This is a genomic window from Mycoplasmoides fastidiosum (assembly GCF_024498275.1).
GTDB lineage: Bacteria > Bacillota_I > Bacilli_A > Mycoplasmatales > Mycoplasmoidaceae > Mycoplasma_N > Mycoplasma_N fastidiosum.
In genome coordinates this window covers 763,009-785,746 of sequence record NZ_CP101809.1, presented here as the reverse complement: position 1 = coordinate 785,746, position 22,738 = coordinate 763,009, and the positions used below count along the sequence as shown (strand labels likewise).

Annotated in this window: 13 protein-coding genes; all 13 read left to right on the top strand. The window is 31.6% G+C overall.

The features are described from left to right. The first annotated feature begins 311 nt into the window (after positions 1–311). The 13 genes from NPA10_RS02675 to scpB all read left to right on the top strand — a co-directional run bounded on the left by NPA10_RS02675 (position 312) and on the right by scpB (position 22,671). Entirely contained in the window at positions 312–1,361 is a 1,050-nt protein-coding gene (locus NPA10_RS02675) for a DUF1600 domain-containing protein (RefSeq protein ID WP_256547178.1), read from the top strand. Positions 1,362–1,785: 424 nt separating this feature from the next. Further along, on the top strand, positions 1,786–8,676 hold the full coding sequence (locus NPA10_RS02670; protein WP_256547177.1) for a hypothetical protein: 6,891 nt from the start codon (positions 1,786–1,788) through the stop codon (positions 8,674–8,676). Between the two features lie 6 nt (positions 8,677–8,682). Then, entirely contained in the window at positions 8,683–15,264 is a 6,582-nt protein-coding gene (locus NPA10_RS02665; protein ID WP_256547176.1) for a hypothetical protein, read from the top strand. 350 nt (positions 15,265–15,614) lie between these two features. After that, on the top strand, positions 15,615–16,190 hold the full coding sequence (gene infC, locus NPA10_RS02660) for a translation initiation factor IF-3 (RefSeq protein WP_256547175.1): 576 nt from the start codon (positions 15,615–15,617) through the stop codon (positions 16,188–16,190). Next, positions 16,183–16,383 (top strand): 50S ribosomal protein L35, encoded by a 201-nt coding sequence (rpmI, locus tag NPA10_RS02655; protein ID WP_256547174.1) that lies wholly within the window; start codon positions 16,183–16,185, stop codon positions 16,381–16,383. The genes infC and rpmI overlap by 8 nt, the downstream gene beginning before the upstream one ends. Before the next feature lie 52 nt (positions 16,384–16,435). Continuing rightward, entirely contained in the window at positions 16,436–16,792 is a 357-nt protein-coding gene (rplT, locus tag NPA10_RS02650) for a 50S ribosomal protein L20 (RefSeq protein ID WP_256547173.1), read from the top strand. Positions 16,793–16,820: 28 nt separating this feature from the next. After that, complete coding sequence (locus tag NPA10_RS02645; RefSeq protein WP_256547172.1) at positions 16,821–17,324, top strand: dUTP diphosphatase; 504 nt, start codon at positions 16,821–16,823, stop codon at positions 17,322–17,324. A gap of 18 nt (positions 17,325–17,342) precedes the next feature. Further along, positions 17,343–18,086: a M48 family metallopeptidase gene (locus NPA10_RS02640; RefSeq protein ID WP_256547171.1), complete on the top strand. Its 744-nt coding sequence runs from the start codon at positions 17,343–17,345 to the stop codon at positions 18,084–18,086. A gap of 27 nt (positions 18,087–18,113) precedes the next feature. Further along, a complete protein-coding gene (gene efp / locus NPA10_RS02635; protein WP_256547170.1) occupies positions 18,114–18,674 on the top strand; it encodes an elongation factor P in 561 nt (186 codons plus the stop codon). Positions 18,675–18,719: 45 nt separating this feature from the next. After that, a complete protein-coding gene (locus NPA10_RS02630) occupies positions 18,720–19,616 on the top strand; it encodes a lysophospholipid acyltransferase family protein (RefSeq protein WP_256547169.1) in 897 nt (298 codons plus the stop codon). Between the two features lie 23 nt (positions 19,617–19,639). Continuing rightward, complete coding sequence (gene thyA / locus NPA10_RS02625; protein ID WP_256547168.1) at positions 19,640–20,506, top strand: thymidylate synthase; 867 nt, start codon at positions 19,640–19,642, stop codon at positions 20,504–20,506. Position 20,507: 1 nt separating this feature from the next. After that, on the top strand, positions 20,508–21,746 hold the full coding sequence (locus NPA10_RS02620; protein ID WP_256547167.1) for a segregation/condensation protein A: 1,239 nt from the start codon (positions 20,508–20,510) through the stop codon (positions 21,744–21,746). Continuing rightward, a complete protein-coding gene (scpB, locus tag NPA10_RS02615) occupies positions 21,739–22,671 on the top strand; it encodes an SMC-Scp complex subunit ScpB (RefSeq protein ID WP_256547166.1) in 933 nt (310 codons plus the stop codon). The genes NPA10_RS02620 and scpB overlap by 8 nt, the downstream gene beginning before the upstream one ends. Positions 22,672–22,738 lie beyond the last annotated feature (67 nt).

Sequence of the window (22,738 nt, the reverse complement as noted above, 5' to 3'; positions counted from 1 at the left end):
AGAAAATTGCTAGCTGAATTTAATTATTTCAAAACAGCTAACATGAAATCTGGGCATGAAAGCGATACAAAATGGTTGGACTACAACAACATTTTGTCTGTGGTGATTTAACTTGTAAAATTAGGAATAATGAAGTATTAGACATATAATTTTCCAAACTAAAGATTAGAGCAAATTTTACCAAGTTTTTCTTGAAATTACCAGAAATTTTTAGCGAAATTTTTACTTGGTGATTTTTGTTGAATTTTTTAAATAAGGGGATAAAATTGTTATTACGAAAAATAGAATATATAGATCAACTTGGAAAAAAGATGCAATTTAATTATTCCTTTAATCAATTAAAAGCAGATTTTTTAGTCTTTAGCAAAAGAATCAAATTTGCACTTACCTGAAAGGATCAACATAATCCCTATCCCCAAGCTCAACAACTATTAACTTCAAAACAGTTTGGAACTTATAAACTTCTGAATAGTCTAGGTTTAGGATTTATGTTGTTATTAATTGGGTTTTCTAGTTTAACAATTTTACGCGGGATTATTTATCCTGAAAATAATTACACTTTATTAATTTGGTGAACTAATTTAGGAACGTTCACAACCCAAAGTAATTTATTAATTACTTTCTTTTTTAGTTGGTATTTTTTTAAACCAGCTAGTAAGATTTTTAAAAATTATTACGTGATTGTAACCATCTTAAGTTATATTAGTGTGACTTTTATTGGTTATAACTTTTTTATTGGTTTGCGTAGCAATTACGCCACTTGAACAAGTATTGGAAATAACATGGAACGAATTGATTCAAGTGTATCGATTTGAAATCATGTGATTGCTCCAATTTTAGCAGTTGCTTACTGGTTAGCTGATGCAAAACACTTTGTGAAAATTCAAGCCCAAAGCGTTCTAAAAAACCAGTTATTTGGTTTTGGTAAATTAGTTATTTATGGCTTAATTTATCCTTTAGTGTTTTTGATTTATTCATTACTAGTTTCATTAGTTGGGGTTTATGTTGTTTACAATGGTTTTACTAATTTAAACCCAAACTTAGGTTATGATTCTGTTGCTCGCATTGCAGCCTTAAAAAACACAGATGGTAGTTTGAGTTTGTTTAGTGGTGCTAATGATGGTGCAACGAATTTAGTGGGATCTAATCAAAATCTAAGTCCTGAATTACTCATGCCAAGTCACTACACTTTTGGTCGTCCATTCAACATTATTTTTTATGTTTTATTTCTGTTGTTGTTTGCATTATTTTTATTCTTGTTTCAAGTAGCACGTAATCAGTTTTTCTTTGCTGATTTAAAAGGCTTTAAAAAACAATTTCATTATCGAAAAAGTTTGAAAACTAAATCAATTAGCGAATAACTATTAAAGTTAAAAATCAATACTAAAAAAACAGATCAAATTGCTTGATCTGTTTTTTATTTTTTAGGGAATTTCTTTGTATTAAAGCGGTATTAATCTAGTATTATTTTTATACCAAAATAATACAATAAAATTGTTGAGTTGAACTTAAAAAAGTGTTTAATCGTTATTTTTCAATTAATTACACGGGAATTATAGGTTTGATATAGCATTAATTCAAACTATTTATTTCTGATTTTGATCCTTAATCTGGATATGATAAAATAAGTTTTCGCTAGATAGATAATATAAAAATGGTGTAATTAATTAGATGGCCTTAAAACTACTTAGTAAGCTTTGAAATTGGTCTTACTAAGAAATTTTGGTATGTTATTTTTTGGTTACAGGTTGTTAGCACTTTAATTGTCTATCACTCCATCATAAAATGATTCTAAAGTTCAAAAATTTATTTTTTGATAAGAAACATAAATTTTATTTTAGTCAGACAGCTAGTTGATTAGTGAGTTTGGCAATTTTAGCATCAGCTAGTGTTGGGTTTAGTACATCAATTTATTTCACTGAACAAGCTGCCATTCAACAACAAGCTGATTCACAATTCGATCCAGTACAAGCACGTTTATCCAGAATTGAACAAGCAGGAACAACTGGTGTTTCTGCTGTTATGACTGATCCATCTAACAATGATGATGATACAGATTTGAGTGCTTTTTTAGGCCGAGATTTAGCTGATCTAGAAAATATTATCATCGAAGACAACACTAAAGCAATCTCATTTCGGGGTGATTTGCCGAAAACGGGAATTCGGGTGGTATCAACTGAAGTTAGTTTGACTAAAAATAATCAAACAACAAAAGCTAATGCCTATGATTATGTCAACCTAAAGTATGTCCAATACAATAAAAAAACCAAGCAGATTAATGATGTTAAATTTGCTCCACCTCCAGGTTTATTTGCTGATAATACATGACCTACTTTAGAAACTTCTAATAACCAATTATCTAAGTTTTTTCCAACCCGAGCGATTCGTCAAGCAGTAGCTGGACTTTTAGGAAAAACTTTAAACGATAATTTTAGTAAAGATGAATGATTTAATGCTTTTGATCAAGTTAATCTTACTTTAGATTTATCTAACCAAGCACTTAATTCAATTGCTGAAATTTTTAACCCAAACCTCCGCTGAGGTTTGGGTATTTATGATTTATTGGGAACAGCTAATTCTTCACCTAGAATTACTGGTGCTTCTAATTTTGAAATTCGTTACCGGGGTTTAAGTACGATTAATGTTGATGATAATATCATCACGCATTTTCCTAATCCCAACTACAAAAATTTTCCGGCTTTAAAAAACATTCGGGCCAGTAAAAACGCCATTCAAGCCATCGGAGATTTTAACACTTTTAGTAATAATCACTATTCAACTGAATACCAAACAGATGATGAATTGCAAAGTTCATCAATAACCAAAACAAACCAAAATTATTATGATTATTTGAAAAGTTTGTGAGAAGAGGATGAAACTAAAAATTTAGAACCAGTAAAAGCAATTAAAAAATGATTGACTGAAACCTTAAAAAATATTAATTATGGAGGTTCTTCTGTTAGCTCAGTAACTAAGTCTGGCCAAAGAACAATTAATAATTATGATAGTTTTTTAGATGCAATTTCAGCAGACCCTTTTTATTTTCGTGGTAAAAATGGAGAAAAATATATTAATGAAAATTCTTCTTCCTCAACCACAAATAATAATGGTTTAAACCCAACTGAGGGCTCTACAAATATTCCTTATGATACTAATAGCAACATCACAACAACAAGTGATGGAGCCCTAATAAATACTAATAGTGCTACAAGCTTTAATTTAAATAAGGGTATCAATTTTGGCGGAGTTCGTTTAGATATTTCTAAAGACATTTATCGGATTGATTTTTCCAACAATCAGATTGAACGTATTCCCTTATCTAAAAACATGTTTACTAATGTTGATTTTGGAAATAACCGGTTGCGTTATATCACTCCCATTGCGGCTAAACCATTACCTTGGTTTCATGGTTTAATTTTCTTCATTTCTAATTTAAACCAAAACTTTTACAATACTGTTAATCCAAGTAATTGAAGTAAATACTATAATCAAGATAATGAAAATAGACCAACTGATTGAAACGCTCAAGAACAACGGATATTAGATGCATTAAAAATGGGCAATTATAGTTTCACCTTGCCTAGTTTTTCATTCTATGGCAATCAATTATTAGATTTTTGACCCCAACAAGACACTGATAGTAGTTGATATACTTGACCAAAATTAACGATCCCTACATCTAAAAGAGTTAAAGGAGATGGTGCAAACGTCAACTCTAATGTTAATGGTTATCCAGTTGGTCCTTGAAATCATCAAATTGGAAACAAGTCAACAGAGTTTTATCCATGGTTTCATCGGGTTTGAATTGGTCCTGAAGATGGAGGAATTTTTTCTACCTATTTAGGTGTTTTTGATGGTAATTTTATTCATGATATTGCAACTGATACTGGTGCTCGCAGAGGTACTAATAATTTATATGGAATTTTTTTCAATCAACTAAATGACAATAAAATTTTAACTTATTCCCAAAGTTATAATAAAACCATTAACTACAACATAACTGTTGCCAAATCAAAATCAGATCAAGCATTTATTTTGCCTGGTTTTAATTCTAATGCTGAACTAAAACAAATTGGTACTACTGCTTCAACAACTTTATCAACAAGCAGTTCTGATGTTAGTGGAACTAATTCTGATCTTGCTCGCAAAATGTTTGATGATGCAATTTTAAAAGAAACATCTGATGCTTACAAATCATATAATTCCCAAATACCTTACATCATAACCAGAACCCTTCCCCAAAACCATTCGGTTTTGAATTCTTGAGGGAAACAAAATGGTCGAACTGGTTCAAGTCAAATGATTCAAGTCTCTTTAGTTGATCAGGATGGAGAAAATGTTGCTCCAAATCATTTTTCAAATATTGATTGAGTTCATCTCTATGCCAATGCGAATGGCTTAGATGCTTCTACCCTAAATTTTCAAGATTTGCCAGAAGCCGGATATAACCCAACTGATAATACCACTTCTTCAAGTAGCGGATCTGGATCACAGTCTAACAACGGTTATAATTTTTTAACCCAAGTTTTAGGCCAATTACCATATTACAATGGGCGCAAAAATGCCAAACCTTGAACAAGTGCAACGGGAAATAAATCAGTGGGCATTCCACTGAATAAATTTGCTCAAACTGACAGTGGTACAGCTATTCCTAAGTCACCCTCTTATAATTTGATTGTTTCAGCGCCAACCCAAGAATGAACTTATCGTTATACAATCAATGTCTTAACAGATACAACTTATACACTGAATGTCAATGATAGTGGTTCAGTAAAAGATAAAGATCACACATTAGATATTACTAAAACCAATTTCACAAAAAGATATAACTTTGCTTCATCCATTACAACTCAAGATTTATCAAATGAAGTTGAATCATGAACTACAGGAACTTCTTATATTCAAAATTATATTAAGAATGATTCTAGTTCTATACAAATAAAATCCGTTGATTTAATTAATAACCAAATTGTTGTTGGTTTTAATGTGAATGACCCAACTGGAAATCGCATTTCAATTGCGGATGTCACATTAACTAATTTTGCAACTCAAACAGCCTTTTTAGTTAATAACGAAAAAGTTGTTGAGAATTTTGACGAGACCACTAGTGCTCCAATGCAATTTGCTCCCAAGGATCGAAATGAAGCAATTGAATGAATTAAAAAACATGTTGGAGTTCGTTGGATTGATATAAAACTAAGTAGTTCGGATACCGCAACAACTACAAATCCAATTAGTAATTCAGCAGATAATAGTTTAGGACAACAAAATATTCATAAATTATCTGATTTAAAAAATCCTGAACAATATATTAGTAGTGTCTTTTTTAATAAAAATGATGGAACACTATCATTTACTTTACAAATTAATTCTAATGTTAACAATGGCGGAATTAATTTGGTGCAAAATCACACTATTACTACTTTTAAAAAATTTAGTTATTCAATTGATACTACAAAAACACAAAAAAATTTAGCTGCACTTGACTATACTGAAGAGAAATTGAAGGAGTTTGTCACTTTAAAAACCTTCCAAACAATTAATGGACAAGAAGAGAATGCTAATTCAAAAAAATGATCTGAAGCAACCAATGAACTAAATCAATTTTTACCGCCTGAAACTGAATTACAATTAACAGATATTAATCGCAATCCTGAAGTTGGCAGTATTGATTTTGCAGTTAGTTTGTTCGAAAAAAACGCCTCTGGAGTTTTAGGTGCTCTAATTGATGTGAAAAATGCTAGCATTTTTGGTTTATCAAGTTTTAATTCCTCTTTTGGTTGAAAACAAAATAATGACCGATTATCTGGAATTGCTTTTATTGCTCATAATGACTATCAAGATAAACCAGTTAGTGATTTCAAAAAAGCATTATTAGACGCTGCATCAAATCCAAAGAATTTCAACCAACTAATTTTGCCCTTATTAGATTTGAACGGAACTGCACCCAGTTTTAATGGTGAGCAAGAATTGAGTGGCTCAACAACATTAACAGATGATAAGAAAAATCAATTAGTAATTGGTTTCCATGGTGGAGCCACTTTAAGTGCTACGGAAATTAAAACTAATGTAATTACAAAAGATGATGCAAATTTAGTTGGTATTAATTCGCTAACAATTAAAGGTGGTTATCTAAACGGTAAATTTTATGCTGGTTCAGACACTGGCGCTCCAATTAATACTTTACCTTCATTATTAGTTGCTTTAAAGCCCAATACAACTCAATATCACACAATCAGTAATGCTTATAAAAAACCAGTGACTGGATTAACTTCAACATCATCTTATGCAGATGGTAAAACCCTATTTGAAGATGCACTAAATAATAAATGAAAAGATTTATTACCAAGTGAATGATTAGCTGAATTAAGAAGGTTAAAAAATCGACAAAGTAGTTTATTAGTTAGTCAATTAGATTATCAGGGTTATGATAGTTTAACTGGGTTTTTAAATCATGTTCTCAACACTTCAACGTCTAATACTAGTTATCAAACTCATGTTGATTTGAATAACTTCAGTGGAATTGAAATTAATAATTCCACTGGTGAAGTCAAAATTGCTGCTAATACTTTGTTTGTAAATAATGTTTACAAAAATGATCAAAAAGCGGAACGTAATCCAACTCCAGAATTTTATGACAAACCAATCAGTTTCTTTTTAAGTAATTACTTTTTCCGCATTGATGAGTCAATTAAAAAGAAATTACCTTATGCTGATAACGAAGATGTTAATCGCACTTTTGCCAATGAAAGTGTGTTAGGGATTGTTAATCAATTAGAAGATTTATTAGCTAAAGCCCAAAAACTTTATGCTTCTACAGACTCTAATCCTTTAACAGGACCTGATTTATTAGCGGCTCAAGATGCCATTAACATTTTGAAATTTAAATTTATTCACCCTGTTTATTACACTAATCCGGATGCGGATCGATTTTTTAGTGAACGATTTAAAACTAAAGATGTAAAAACTGCAGATGTAAATCAAATGACCAAGTTTAGTATGTTGGAATTTACCAATTTAAACTATAACGAGGGCAGTTTAGATGTAAAAGTAAAAGTTGAAAATTATATTACCGGATTTGATGGACAACACTTTACTTTGGATAATAAAGAACAAAGTTTCAAAATTACTAATACTTTAGGAACATTTTTATTACCAACCTGAAAAAACTATGCTGAAAATAATTTTAAACTTCGCACTGATGATGATCAATTAACCGCGTTAGATGGTCAGAAAGTATCGGGGGTAGTAACTAATGCGACTTTAAAAAATTGAACAGTGGAAGATTATTACAAAGCATTAATTACTCATAATAATCCAGTTAATGATGAATACATTGTTTTAAATAGCTCTGAATCCTTATTTGATCTAGCTACTTGACAACTAGTTGATAATACCGGTATTGCAATGGCTGACACTAGCAAGCATCACGCAGATGCTTTAAAAACTTTAAAAGAACAATTGAATAAATTTCATGTTAGTTTAAATGTTCGCAAACAAGACGTGCATTATAGTGTTAAGAATGAACAAATATATCTATTAAATCCGTTCCTGCACTTTAATGTTGATAATGCTTCTGTTGAGCAACTGCAAATTTTACAAAATATTTTTGATCCTAATAAAAGCAGTGAACAATTAATTGATAATTTTGGCAATTATCAAAACATTGGTTTAAGTAATGTAATTATTCAAGGCTTTAAACGTCAACCAATTATTATTACTCCACAAAATTATAAAGATAGTGAATACGAAATTAATTTTAATGGCACCTTGAGTCGAATCAATACAGTTTCAGGTTCTGATATTTTAGCTTGATTAAAAAGAAATTTAAACGAACCAGCAGCAATTAATACTTTCTTACAATCATTTCTTCATGTTCAAGGTTTTTCCCGGCCAACCCAACCTTTATCACTGGTTTTAAATCCCGATTTAGCTGAATTATTAGCTCATGATACCCCAGTTGAACAAATGACTAAATACTTATTAATTAATGATGGAATTGGTCAGCTAACTTTTTTACCAGGTAGTATTCAAATTGTTAATAGTTATCAAGTGACTGCCATGGATTTAAATCCTGACCCAGTTAATTTAGACCAATTCCTCACTGATCCAACCCAAGCTCGAATTGAATTAACCCGTTTGAAATTAGTTAATACTGGAGTAATCGTTGTCGAAGATGAACAAGTTTCTAATCAGTTAGTTCGTGATGGGATTCAAAGTAATATTCGTGATGCAACTATGGCTTTGCAAACTGAGCATTTTGCTTTAGCCTACCGATATTTGCAGTTAAATCAAGTGTTAATTAGTAAAAACAATGGCCAGCGTTTAATTATTCATGATGTTTATTCTGATATTGCTAAGGGCACAATTGTAATCCAGTATGAAATTGAAAATGCTTTTGTTGATGGACAAATCAAAAACTTACAGCAAGAATTGGTTATTACTGGTTTTAATTCGAATTCGCAGTATTTCTTAACAACTCACTTACCATGAATTTTAGTTACTTTAAGTCTTTTGGCAATTGCTGTTTATTATGGAATTTGACGTCATCGTCACACAACTAACAGTATTAAATACACATTAACAGGTCGAGATTCATCTCATTCTAGGCCAACTAAAGTTGGTCCTCAAAAATTAAAAAAATCCAAAGGTTTTAGTTCAACTAAAACTAAATAACAATTCATGAAACAGAAATTAAAAATTTTGCATAACAAATTGGTCAAAGCTAATCTCTTCACTTTTGGATTAGTTGGATTAGCTAGTGTGGGTTTAACAATTAATTACTTTAGCCAAGTAAAACCGTTAACTAAAAACCATCTGCTTGAAAATAACATTGATCATCAAGCAGCAAGAGTTGTTAATTATGTGCCATGGACTAGTGAAGGAGCTCGGCGCATTATTGATGTGTTTAGTTCTCCTGCTATGGCTAATCGAATTTTAACAGCTTTAAAAACTGCAAATACAAGTGTTGCTTTTGATCTAGATGTTAATTCAACATTTACTAAAGAACAACTTCAAAAAATTACTGAACTCGATTTAAGTAATTTAAGTTTAACCGAAATTGATGATATTTTCAATCCCGCCTTAGTTTGATCTAATTTATGAAGCATTAATCTATCCAATAATAATTTTGGTGATTATGAAATCAAATTTGCTAAAGCACAGATGCCTAAACTATATAAAATTTTGGCATCATATGCTAATTTGAACAAGATGATTGATGTTAGTTCATATGTTGAAGACCCATTCGATCAAACCCAAGAAAATACAGATGCAAGAAAAAAAGCAGAAGAACAATATAATAAACCACTTCGGACAGGAGTTCCCCGCTTTTATGATTTAAGTCATAATAGTATTCGCGAAATTCCTAAATATTATTTAAAAATTAATTTAGCCTACTTAAATCTTAGCCACAATAAATTAGGTTCAGGCACTGACACTGATCCAATGGGGGTTTATGCTACTCCATGGTATTCACTAAAAACAACCCAAAATACGAGTGGATTATTAAGTATTCAAGACCCAAGTATTCGCGGTCCATATGGCATTAGTGTCTATAATTCGGGTGACAAGAAAACAGGTGGTTCTAATGAATATAAATACACAGATGAACAAGTCGCCCGCTGACGCCAATCACCTTGGCCAATTCGGGGTTTAACCTTTGGTAACTATAATGATGTTCCCAATTCAACCCAATCCAATAATTTAGATTCAAGTGTTACTCCAGGGTCTGACATGAAAGCTGATGCTGGTGGAAAGAAGCCTTATTTTGATTTTGGGAATAATAATTTGACATCACCGATGGTTTTCCAGAACGGGAATGTGACATTTGACGCCAAATCAGCAACCGCTCCCCAACAGAAAAGTGTCAAGCTTTATTTAGGTTTAGAAGACTATAAAAGATCAGCTTACAAAGCTACTCAAGAAGCAATCATCACTACTGCAAAAAGCAAGGGTGATGAAAATAATCCGAATGCTAATGCCGAATTATTAGTACCCCAACCCGATTCAATTTTTCCAATCATGAATTTAAATGCCTGATCCAAAAAATTTGAACCTGGTTACAACTTCAACCGACCATTATTTGGGGTTTATGGTTTTCGATCCTTTAATGGCTATGGTTTGTTTGAACAAACTGAAGATTCTCGAACTGATAATTCTGAAGGAAATGATTGGGATAATGCTGTTTATGCAACTGATCCATCCAAAGATGAATATGCTGGAACAGAATCAAAAACGGGGGGAGGAATCAAGTGGAATGTGCCTAAATTATCTGATTTTGGTAAAGCAACTAACGGAACTTGAACTGGATTATACAGCCCTAATATAAATGACCCAACCGCCCCCACTCTAGATGAATTCATTAAAGGCACTAATAATGGTGTTAAAAGCGGATTCTGGGGAACTAAAGGGTTTGTACCTGTAAATTCAGATACAGCTAAAAACCAAAAAATGAGTTTTACAGATCCTACTAATCAAACTTATTACAAACGGTATAAACCCTTCCGCACTTATTTCGTAACTGCTAAATCCTTTGCTAAAACTGATCGAGGTGCTGACTATGCTGTTAACACTTTTGATGGTAATGTGTTTTATGATGCAGCAAATTATCAAAATTTTAATGCTCAATTAGATTTTGCTCCATCTGGCACATCGCGAACGGGATTAATGGCTAATTATGCTGAGAACCCAATTAATCTTTTTAATCAAACAAAAGATAGAAAATTACAAGAAAATCAAAAAACGGTTATTGAAACAATTCGCCATTTTGCTAGTTATTATGGTACGATTCCTTCTGCTTATTTAACTGGCATGGCACCAGCAACATGGGTTTCTAACATTAACCGTCCAAGTAGTTTTGGCGTCCAACCATCTACACCAACCCCCTATACTTCTTCGTTAAAAACAAGTAATGGTTTGTACAATTACTCAAGTCATTTTAATGTGGTTGATCAAATTTCAACTGATTTAAATGTTGTTAATAATTTTGCAACACAAATAAGCCAGACTTCTAATTTCAATTTATCTGAATACCAAAATAAGTTTCCGCAAAATGTTAATGCTCAAGATATTTTAAATGGGGAAAATAAATTCTGAAAAACCAGTCAGCAATTCGACCGCATTTATTTAAAAAACTTAAATGAAAAAGATATAACTTTCAATTATGATGCTGAATCTGGATCTGTAAATTACCAATTCCGAGTTTATTCTCCAGGGTATTCGCGTCAAGGTCGACTAATGCAACCAGGTGATTCTAATGCGGTTGCTATTAAAGATGCAACTCCAACCATTGATGTTAAAGTTAATCAAACTATTACCGGATTTGCCAAAGCCCAAATGCAACGCGAGACGGTTCGCGGAACTTGAGAAACCTTTAGTTCATCTGCAGTTAATGCCCGAAATTTCATTGAATCTGTTGCGCCACAGTCAATTCAAAGTGCAATTAGCAGAATCATTGATTACAACCGTGTTGATGCTAATTTAATTGCTCGAACTTTCAAAACTAACTACTTAGGCAATAAAGCTCGTTTAGGAGTTAGTGTTAGTGCAATTGAACAAAACCAGGGCGATTTGATTAGTGTTCATCCTGATTGAATTAAAGACATTGTAAAAAATCAAGCAACTGGAACAGTCGAATTTAAAGTGGAAATTCCTGACTACACTTTATCTAATGGAATAAAAATCAGTTATCCAAACAAATTAAAATCAGCCACTTATAAATGAACTGGTTTACCTAAAGCTACGACAACTGTTATTGGTCGAATCACAACTTTAGATCAAGCTGAACAAACTTTTACAGCAAATAGTTTTAGTAACGATCCAGTGAAATTAAAATTATTCCAAGATATTTCTGCTAAAAATCCTAGCGCAATTACTGCAGCTGATATTTTTAATTTAGGCGCGGTAAAAACTGCTGTTGCCAGTTGAAAAGTGGTGAACGCAAACAATGCGAATAATTTCTTCCAATTATATCCAGATGATGCTAATGGAACATTAATTTGAAGAGTCCGAATTATAGCGGATTTAGTCAACGGTATTCCTGAACAAGAAATTTCTGTTTTATGAGAACGTTTAGCTAATCAATCTACTACATTAAGTTGAAAACCACAAACGCAGCTAAAAAATTTATTGTTAGGTAAATCACCTAACCGAATTAAAGCTGAATTTAAAGCTAATTCAGAATCATTTTTAACAGTCGCTAATCGTCCAACTGATTTAGCACTAAAAGGAAGTGATTTAGTGTTAAATGATGGTAATTTTTCAATTGATGAAAGTACTGGACAAATTCAATTTATTAACGTTCAATTAAAAAATTACTATTCAAATGGCATTAGATATACTGATGGTAAACCAACTACAACAACATCCACTGCTACAACAGCAAAATATTTAACAGTTGCAAATTCTCCTAAATATCAAGGTCAACAACCTATTTCTAGTTTGAAATGGAAACCTGACAACCAAATAATTGCAAATATTAAAAATTATTTGAAGACTCATAATTTGATTAAAACAGATCCAAATAATTCCGTAATTACAACGGTTGAACAAATTATTAACCAAATGAGTTTGTATGATTTAAAACAAGCAATTGTGAACAATAATTTAAATCTTGCTAATTTAAGTTTGTTTGATTTGACCAATATAAGTTCTAAAGATTTACAATTAAAAGCATCATTAAATGACAGTGTGATAATTGATCATTTAGCAGGAACTTTAACTTTTAAAAATATTGTTTTCAATAATTGACAAAGTGCTGATAACTTTGATCTAATTACTTATGAACTACCAGTTCATACTATAACTGGAGCACGAGGGGTTAACACTTTTGTTTGAGCCAATAATTTTAGTTCAGCATTAACCAGTTTACCAACATCAGAACTACAAAGAATTTTTGGTTCACCAACTTTAGCCCCAGCTTATATCGATGCACTAAATGTTGGTCAAAAAACAATTGGTAATGATAATTTAGTTCAAAACCGATACAAAGTTGATCCAGCAAAAATTAAGATTGATTTAAACAAAGGCACAATCACATTTGAATCCAAAGCGATTACAGTTACTAATTTCGTTGAAAAAAATCAACAACCAGCCCAAGATTATGTTGTTACTCAACCTAAAACTTATAGTTGATCCAATAATTCATTAACTCATTACCAAATTAATCATCAAGTCAGTTCACCAAATGGTTTTAAAGATGATTATGCGAAATTTTATTTTGGATACAGTTACAATTTAAGCAGTATTCTTCCCGAGCAAAAACAAGTGGTCGATGAAGCTATAACTAAATTAAAGATTCCTAATCTAGTTAATCAAACAGTGCAAGAAGCAACTAATTTAATTCGCAATTCGTTAATTGAACAAAATTTAGCACGTATTAATCATGCAGATTTAGCACGTATTAATGAACTAAAACAACAAGCAGTAAACCAAGCTGTTAAAACTACAGATTTTAGCAATTACTTTTATTTGCCAAGTTATTTAGCATTTGTGAATTCGTTCACCCCAATTGGAGTTAACCGAACCTATTTAATTGCTGAAAAAATTACAGTTGATGCTAAAAATTTATCCCAATTAGTAATCCAAAAACCCTACATTGTTAACTATCATAACAGTGGCAAAACCGAATTACATGGACTTACCGATTTTTCTTACAGTATTTTCTTAGCAAACAAAACCACAGTGAGCTTTAAAAAATATAGTGGTCAAAAAATTTCATCACACTTAAGCACAGGGGAATTTAGGGCTAATTTCTTACCTGAGTTATGAAAAAATGCTGATTTAGCAACAATGAAAGCGGATTTGGAATTTTTAACAGCTAATCATAAAAATTTAACCGTTCGCAGATCAGACCGTTGAAATCGGATTCAAACTGCTTGACGTAGTACTTTTGAAGCTCAAAATGTGCCTTTAGACAGTAGTTATGATAGCACAGTTGTTTATCCGACTGATATCACAATCAATAGCGGTGAACGAACTTTAAAAGTTAATAAATTAATTTTTGCTTTATATGCTAACAGCCCTACTGAAGCAGGAACAATTATTGCTGATTATGAAATGTTAACAACAGAAATTTGGGTTTTAAATACCGGTGGTTCCACCACATTAGTAACTAATCCAGACACTGATTATCAAGTCCTTTTACAACAAGCACCAACAGTTTTATTGCGTAAATTAAATTTACAATTAGGTCATCAAACTGATCCAAGTTTCAGCTTTAAACAATTTGCAGATCAAAAAGTTTTTTATTTAATTAATTCAGATCCTTCAGTTTTATCTAATGCAGCCAAACCAACTACTAATTCTGGACCGGTTGGTGAAATTGGTCGCATTGATTTAGTTGATGGTCAATTACGTTTAAGTCAAATTGTGATTAAAAATCCATGAGTTAACGGCCAAATTGGGCCTTCATCAACCCAATCTGATATTACTCTGCATTTTTCTGTTCAATCCACTAGTTTAATGCCAAATAATGATTTAGTTATCATCCATTGGTTGCGCCAAAAATTTGGTCAGAATAAATCAATTACTGACTTATTAAAAGCCTTTGATACAGCTGTTAAATCTAATTCTTTTAACCAACAACAATTTAATACAATGTTAGTTAAAAATCATGGTTTGGTAAGACTAAATTCGGTTTTTGAAGACCCATTAACCCAAGCACGACTTAACCCAAATACTAAATTAATCGATGCGATCACAATTAATTCCAATACGGGTAAAATTACCTTGAAAAACCTGCAGATTGTAAATGGTTATGTGAAAAATCATCCCCAAGGCAAGACGCCAATAAATCTTGAAGCATTAACAATTCAAGTTAATACTAGTTTTTCAACCGAATTTACCACTCATTTTGATCAGTTAACCACTGATCCTGCATTAATGAATTTAAGTCCATCTGAAGTTAAAGAAGTATTAACAGCTAACCCGCAACGGTTAGAAGCACTAGTTCGTTTTGCTGATGAGCACAGAATTGAAAAACCCGAAATAAGTCTTGAAGCTAATGATTTACTAGGACAATTACAGATTAATTTAAACCTAGCTAATTATTATGAAAAAGGAGTTAACTTAGGTATAAAAACATTTACATATACCTTGTCCAGTTTCAGAAATCAATTAACTGTTTTAATAGCACCAATTTTCACAGTCATAGGATCAGTTGGGTTAACTTTTTTATTGTATTTTCTTTGAAAAAAATATAAAAATCAAATCGAAAAATTCTACATCAATAAAATTGCTAAACGAAGTAAAAAACCGAAATAGATTTAGCTTAATCTGCTCATTTCATATTAACAAACCACCAGCAATCAAGCTGGTGGTTTGTTAATAATTAATTAAAAATAAAAGCATTTTTGAAATCAATTTTGGTATAATTAACCCAAATTATTATCTTAATAATTGCGAAGTGGTTTATCCCCCCATAATTAAGCTGTAAAATGTGAATATGGGCCATCAAAATCAGAAAACATCTAATAATTTTTTTATTAGATGTTTTATAATATATGATCACTTCTGCTGCTTGTTAATTTTATTTAATGGGCAGTAGTTTTTTTGTTTCTGAACCTATTCGAAAATTATTTTATTTAAATTTATATAACTTAAACGGAGCGATTTTGACCGCACATAACAGACGCAATACCCCCCCTCGCCGCCAGATCCCCATGAATGATCGGATTTTTCACAAGACATTGATTTTAATCGATGTTAATGGCGAAAAAATTGGCGAAGTAGCAACTGCTGATGCGCTAGCTAAGGCCCAGGCACAAGAACTGGATTTAGTTGTTATTAATGAGAAATCTAATCCCGTGATTGCAAAAATCATGGATTATGGAAAACACTTATACGAACAAAAACGAAAGTTACGTGATTCAAAGAAAAAAGCAACTTTTGTTAAAGTGAAGTCAATTAATGTTAAACCCCAAATTAACGATCATGATTTATCATGGAAAGCCGATCAAGCAATCAGTTGATTACAAGATGGCGATCGAGTGCAATTTGTGATTAAAGTTTATGGTCGAATTGGAACAAAAACTGAATTAATTCAACAAACTTACCAGAAATTTGCTAAATTACTAGAAAATTACGGTAGCCCTCAGGCTGATTTAAAACGGGTCAGTCCGGTAATGTATGAAGTATTTTTCACACCCTTAAAATCTAATAGTCCTAAAGGAGAAAAAAACAATGGCTAAATATAAAATGAAAACTAAAAAATCATTTGCCAAACGTGTGCTAGAAACTGGTTCTGGCAAACTAAAACGCAAACAATCATTTCGAAGTCACTTAGCACCGAATAAAACTACTAAACAAAAACGTCAATCCCGTAAATATGTTATTTTGAACAAACCCCAAATGAAACGGGCTTATCAATTGTTACAAGGCTAACTAATTGATTATTTATTTTTTTAAAATTTAACTTAACTCAAAGGAGAAGAATATGCGTGTAAAAGGCGGATATACAACTAGAAGAAGACGTAAAGCGGTCTTAAATAAAGCTGAAGGCTTTTGAGGCAATCGACATATTAGTTTTCGAAATGCTCACCAATCATTAATTAAAGCAGCACAATATGCTTACCGGGATCGACGGAACAACCGCCGTAACTTACGTCGGTTATGAATTAGCCGAATTAATGCTTCGGTACGGGGGTTAGGTTATTCATACTCTAAATTTATTAATGAACTAAAGCAACAAAACATTGAATTAAATCGCAAAATGTTATCAGAATGAGCAGTTAATGATTTTGCCGCTTTTGAAAACTTTGTCAAAAATGTAATGGAGAAAAAATCAGTTTAAGTTTCTTAAACTGATTTTTTGTGTAAATATGTCTCAAACTCTAAAATGGAATTTACAACCTTTACTGCTTAAACAAGCCCAGTTAGATCATTACATTCATACTAAAAAAGCGCTTAATTACCAACAAACTTTTGTCGAACGGTTATTAGCTTTAGTCGTTGAATTAAATGAACTAGCAAATGAAACAAAGTGTTTTAAATATTGATCAGCAAATAAACAAATTAATGTTGACCACATTTTAGAAGAGTATGTTGATGGGTTACATTTTTTATTATCGTTAATGTTGTATTATGAATTAGACCCTGAACTGACAATTGCACCAACTCCTAAATCAGATGATCAAGTTCTAAGTCAGGTTTTTTTAGAATTAAACCAAACCTTTTGACAAACAGCTCAAAAAAATACTTTTTTAACTTGATTTACTAAATACTTGACTTTAGCCTTCCAACTCGGATTTGATCAAGTTCAAGTTGAAACCATTTATCAAAAAAAATGAGCAATTAATTTAGCCCGTCAGGATAACGGGTACTAGTTTTTATCAGCACGGTTCATGACCAAATTAAAATTCACTAATTTTGAAACAAAAATTTCGTTTAAAAGTGTCATTCATAATAATGCTTTAATTCAGTACAAAATTAAGCGTTCAATGAAGTACAAAAACATTACGATGAAACACGATGAGAATTATAATTTGATCATCTTAGCACCACATCACATTAACGATGATTACATTGAAAACTTTGTTCACCGTAATATTAGTTCAATGTTAGCAAAAATTGAAAAGGTGCGTAATTCACATTTACTAGATCTAACCCAAAACCAAATTTTTTTATTGGGAAAACGTTATAAATTGGTTCGGTTACTGACCAACCAGCGAACTAGTAAAATTTTGTTAAATAATCTAGAAGCCGAACAAATTTATTTTTATGTAGGCACTGCCATTGGTAATGATTTAACTAAACAACGCCAATATATTTTCCAACAAGTCAAACGAATTAGTGCTAAATATTTAAAAAACCGCGTGCAATTTTTTTGTCAAAAATTTAGTTTGGCTTTACCTGAAGTTCAAATTAAAATTTTAAAACGGAAATGAGGTTGGTGTTCTTCCAAAAAAATCATCGCCCTGAACGCCTTATTAATTGCTTTTGAACACGATGTTATTGATCATGTAATTTGTCATGAATTAGCCCACTTAACTCACATGAATCATGCCAAACCCTTCCAACAACTACTACGTTACTACGATCCTAACACTGATCAAGTAATTAAAAAAATTAAATTTAACTTAGACTAATTTATTAAAAAAACAAAGGAGTTTTTTATGGCTAATTTTATTCCTGCCAAAGATTTACGTTCTGGACATACCATTGTCTGAAAAAATGATTTATACCAAGTCTTAGATCATAGTTTCAACAAAACCGCCATGCGTGGAGGAATTGTTAAATGTAAAATTAAAAATCTAAAAACCGGAGCCATCATTACTCAAGAATTTACTGGAGAAAGACTAGAACAAGCAGTGATTGATCGGGTGAAAGCCAATTATTCATATGAAAGTGATAATGGTTATATTTTTTATAATGCCACTACATTTGATGAAATTATCATTGCTAAAGATTTAATGAATTGAGAAAAAAATTTTTTATCTGATAATTTAGAAGTAACAATTAGTCTTTATGAAAACCGGATTTTAGGAATTAATTTACCCGAAACTGTATCAGTTTTAGTTGTTGAAGCTGAAGATGCTGTTAAGGGTGATACTGCAACCGCATTAACTAAAAAAGCATGATTAGAATCTGGTTTAGAAGTGATTGTGCCCCAGTTCATTAAATCTGGTGAAGTAATTAATGTGTCAACTGTTGATGGCAAATATAAATCCCGCTAGTTTTTATTCCCGTTCTAAACCCGAAATCTTATAAGAGAGACCAAAATGAAAGCTAAAATTTTAAGATTTTTTAAAATTATTATTTCGCCTTTTCTTTTTGCTTATATTGCTTTAAAAGTGGTATTTGCAATTTGGGCAGGACAACGTTATGTTCGTTCCCATCAAAGTGGTGAAGCCCAAATTCATGCGAAACAAATTACAAATCGTCACGCCCGGGTTTATCGGATTATTAATGCGCTTTTGTTTTATAAAAACATTGAAATTGAAGTTAAAGGCTTGGAACGCGTTCCAAAAACTCCGGTTTTATTTTTAGCCAACCACAAATCCAATGTTGATTCATTAGTTTTTTATAAAACAATTTATGAAAACAAAAAATATCCTTTAAATACTTTTGTAGCAAAATGGGAGTTGGTTAATTCTAAAATTGGTTATATTTTGGATTTAATTGATGTTATTTTCATTGATCGTAAAAATCCCCGTCAAGCTTTAAAACAATTAGAAGAAGAAGCGCCTAAAATTTTAAAAAATAATCGATCATTGTGTATTTTTCCTGAAGCAACTCGAGTTCCAGGGGATCATTTGGGTGAATTTTTTCCAGGTTCTACTATTCCGGCTTATCAAGCATTTGTTGCCATCGTACCTGTTGCAATTTATAACAGTGAAGGTCAATTATGGGATAAAACTAAAGATGGGCGAATTTTTCATAAACCTAAATCAAATAAAATAACAATTGCGTTTGGTAAAGCAATTACTGCGCAAAATTTCATTAATTTAAACCAACAAAAATGTGTTGAATTAGTGAAAAATAAAGTGCAGGATTTATATGATCAATTAGCTCGTGAAGCTGATGTGCAATCCCAATTACACAAATCTGATCACCAAGAAATTGTTTCTGAATTTAAGGAAATGATTAAGTCCAAAACTAAAAAAACCAGTAATTAAAATTATCACTTCTGAGAAGACTAATGCAACAATATTTAGATTTAGTTCGTAAAGTATTATCTGAAGGCACATTAGTTGAAAATCGCACTAGTGTCCGCACCTATGCTACTTTTGGGGGTCAAATGGAATTTGATTTAAGTCAGGGTTTTCCCTTACTTACCACCAAACAAGTCCATTTTCGTTCTGTGTTAGTTGAACTATTATGATTCATTAAGGGTGATACTAATATTAAGTATTTAGTTGATCACAACGTTCGGATTTGGAATGAATGACCTTATCAACAATATTGTCAAAATCCAACCAATCCAGTCCTAACTCTTGCTGAATTTGTTGCCAAAATTAAAACTGATGCCCAATTTGCCGCTTTACACGGAAATTTAGGTCCAGTTTATGGAAAACAATGACGCAATTCTCAAGGAGTTGACCAATTAGCTGAAGTTATTGAAACGATTAAAACTAATCCAAGCTCTCGTAGAATGATTGTTTGTTCGTGAAATCCTGGTGAAATTCAGAATATGGTTCTACCACCTTGTCATTGTTTGTTTCAATTTTCAGTGATCAATAATCGCTTATCTTGTCACTTATACCAACGCAGTGCGGATTTGTTTTTAGGTGTACCCTTTAACATTGCTTCTTATGCTTTACTAACCCACATTATCGCTCAAATCTGTGGTTTAGAAGTTGGTAAGTTTGTGCATAGTTTTGGTGATTTACACATTTATGAAAACCATGTGGAACAATGTCGAATTCAGTTACAGCGTGAACCTAAACCATTGTGTCAATTGGTTATTAATCCGAATGTTAAAAGTTTAGCGGATTTAAAAATTGAGGATTTTCGAATTGAAAATTACCAATCCCATCCACGCCTTAAAGGAGTTGTAGCAGTTTAAGATGGCAATTAAATTAATTTGGTGTCAGGATCAAAACGGGGGAATTGGTAAAAACAACCAATTACCTTGAAATTTACCGCAAGAAATGCAACATTTTCGGGACACAACTTTACACCAAATTATTGTTATGGGCCGGAAAACTTTTGAATCAATTGGTAAACCTTTACCAAAACGCACAAATGTGGTATTGACTCGAGACCCTAACTTTCAAGCAACAGGAGTAGAAGTGTTTCATGATGTACAATCAGTTCTAAAAAAATATGAAGGCATTGATTTATACATTATTGGCGGAAGTGAAATTTATCGCACTTTTTTTGGTTTAGCTGATGAATTAATTATTTCCCAACTGCCAACTAGCTATGATTGTGATACTTTCTTAAATTTTGATTTAAACCCGTTTGAACTAATTCATACTAAAGATTTTTTAGATTTTCAAGTTCATTATTATCATTATGTAAAAAAGAATGATGCTTTAGAACTGAATTTAAAAAATTTTATTGGTCCATTGGATTTATTATGAGTTTTAATTCGAGAAAAAAAGTACGATATTCATGATTTAGATTTGAAAGCTTTAATTGAACAATACTTAAAATTCATTAAAGAACAACTGCACCGCATTGATTTGGATTTGGCTGCTGATTATTTATTAACTTCAGCCCAATTGATTTCTTTAAAAACCAAAATGATCTTTGCTACCGATGAAAACGCTACCACTGAACAAATTCAGGATTTTTTAGCCGAAAAACAACTGTTAATTCAACGTTTAATCGAATACCGAAGAATTCGGAAGGGGATTAGTTGGATGCGAAAAAAACAACGCGAACGTACTAAAGTTTTTATTAAAAAACCCGATTTTTTCGATGATGCTAATGCTGTTAAAACCGAAAATTTATATTTACCCAAATCAATTGATGTGCGACGGTTAAAACAGAGTTTGGAAATTGCGCTTGAAAAAATGCAAATGCGTAACTTAAAAAAGCAACAACTATCCATTCGGGAATTATCAGTTGATGAAGTGACTTTAGAATTAGCCAATTGGCTAATAACCCAACGAATTAAGGAATCCAGTTTTTTAACTTATTTAAAAAGTTTAGAACCAATCAAACGAACTTTACAATATATTACAGTTGTGTTTTTGGTGATTTTAACCCAAGTACGCAACCAGTTTATTACAATTGAAATTCAGGGTGATGATATTCTGTTTGCAGTGACTGACAAGTGGGATTTAAAATATGAATAAACGCAAAAAATCTGAAAATAGTACCGAATATTCTTTAGACGATTTGTTACAAAAACTATTCGAAAAAAATACGGTCAAATCCATTGATCATATTGAACCTTTAATCAATTCTGATGAACCAGCTACTGCTGAAACTGAAAGTGAATTACTTGAAGCAATTACTACTCCAAATGAATCAGTTCAATCTGATAATCAAACATCAGATTCAGATCTAGTGTTAGTTGATGAACTTGAATCAATCCCAACCGAATTACCAGTTGAAACTTTTGTTTTCAGTGGTCCAGAAATTAATTTACATCGTTCGGTTTTAGAAGCAGCTTTGTTTACGGTTGGTTCACAGGGATTAAAGATCAACGAAATGAAACGGATTTTAGATCATGAAAATGTTAATAGTGATTATTTACATGATCTATTAAAAAAAATGAAGCAGGATTATTTAGCTGATCCAACTTCTGGGATTGTTGTAGAAAAATTTGATGATGTTTATAAAATCACCACTAAGGTTGAACTCTATGACCATTTACGAAAATTAATTAAACCCAATTTATCATCAGCTTTAACTAACACATTAATGGAAGTGTTATCTTTAATTGCTTATAACGGACCATGTCCTAAAAGTTTAATTTTTAAAGTGCGTAATGTTGATCCAACTAACAGCATTGATAAATTAATTAAGCTAGGTTTGATTTATCAATATAAACGTGCTGAAACTCCAGGTAAACCGTGATTGTATAAAACGACTCCGAAATTTTTTGATATCACCGGGATTCGTTCTAAAGCCCAACTTCCAAAAGTTAGCGTCAGTTTAAATGGTTATTTAGACGATGAAACAAATCATGATTCTGAAGAAATGAATGAGCAACCTGGTGATGATGATTTTTTCAACATCAACCGTAAAAACAATCTTGAGATTGATGATGAGTAATTAATTTTCATGCTTGTTTAAATTGTTTGTAATTATAATAATATTATTTAGAAGAGATTTTTTGATC